We start from the raw sequence: 1174 nt of genomic DNA on the forward strand, positions 1-1174 counted from the left end.
CACACCCCATACCCCATCCCTAGAAAGATCTTTGGGACAAGATTAAGTTTAAAATCTGAAATAGATGATTTTTTTCAGGATCGAGTCAAGTTTATGGCAGATATTGTCGATATTGCGGTCAGTGCCGATAATTTTAAAACTCTAGTGACGGCGGTACAAGCCGCTAATCTTGTGGATGCCCTAAAAAGTCCCGGCCCGTTCACGGTTTTTGCCCCCACCGATGAAGCTTTTGCCAAATTGCCCCCCGGGACGATTACAACCCTAGTGCAGAATATCCCCCAATTAACCCGAATTCTCACCTATCACGTCGTTGCGGGCAAATATATGCAGGAAGATTTGGCAAAATTGGCTGTAGTGACTTCTCTAGAGGGTTCACCGATTCCCGTCGATTGTAGCGAAGGTTTTGAGGTGAAAAATGCCACGGTGGTCGCGGGTAATATCGAGGCAGATAATGGTGTGATCCACGTCATCGATACGGTGATCCTGATGGGTTAGTTTTTGACCGGCTTTTCCCCGGGCCGCATCCAGGGCAAATCTGTCTTATTTAGTCAGTAAATATACAGATACTTTTGCTTGTTTATGGTTTCGATGCTCGCCAGAGGAAAATGCCCACTTTCTGCACTTTCTTGTCTGTACCTGTTCAGACTAAATCCTGTTATTAAAGACTGATTATCTATTGATCCTTTTGCCTATTGCAAGAGTGCCTACTGCCTCTCCCTCTCCTGATATTGAGCCTATACTCAACGGATTTAGTATCAGACCATTAAATGGCTTTGCCATCATATCGGTGTCTCGCGGAATTAGCTCACCAACGACAAAAATATATTCTTAGCCATCTCGACAGTAATGGTAACGTGGAGGAACTCGCTCAAGAATGGGTACAAACACTGCTCGCTAATCTAACAACTTAATAGTTTCCGGAAAATTCACCCAAAAAAGAGGCCACTTTCTGCAAGATGACCTCTAAATTTTTTTGTTAGGGGTTAGTCAGTTATCAGTTATCAGTTATCAGTTATCAGATGCAAGTTATCAGTTATCAGTTACCAGTTCAGTAATAGGACAAAATTAACTTCTTGGTTAGGATAGGCACTCATGCAAGAGGTAGTTAGATATGTGTAATTAATTGTGTCTAGCTGCTTACCAGTAAACAGTTACCATGTTCACTGATAACTGA

At 42.6% G+C, this 1174-nt stretch carries 2 protein-coding genes; both read left to right on the forward strand.

From position 1 onward, the window contains the following. The first annotated feature begins 93 nt into the window (after positions 1 to 93). Entirely contained in the window at positions 94 to 495 is a 402-nt protein-coding gene (locus PX636_RS17135; RefSeq protein ID WP_002762406.1) for a fasciclin domain-containing protein, read from the forward strand. A gap of 272 nt (positions 496 to 767) precedes the next feature. Continuing rightward, complete coding sequence (locus PX636_RS17140) at positions 768 to 911, forward strand: hypothetical protein (protein ID WP_288118004.1); 144 nt, start codon at positions 768 to 770, stop codon at positions 909 to 911. The last annotated feature ends 263 nt before the right edge of the window (positions 912 to 1174 follow it).

The organism is Microcystis sp. M53598_WE2, assembly GCF_030067735.1.
GTDB classification, from domain to species: domain Bacteria; phylum Cyanobacteriota; class Cyanobacteriia; order Cyanobacteriales; family Microcystaceae; genus Microcystis; species Microcystis aeruginosa.

What these genes read in the sequence shown, in the direction of transcription:
- PX636_RS17135 (WP_002762406.1), top strand. Translation starts at nt 94, where the DNA reads ATGGCAGATATTGTCGATATTGCGGTCAGTGCCGATAATTTTAAAACT.
- PX636_RS17140 (WP_288118004.1), top strand. Translation starts at nt 768, where the DNA reads ATGGCTTTGCCATCATATCGGTGTCTCGCGGAATTAGCTCACCAACGA.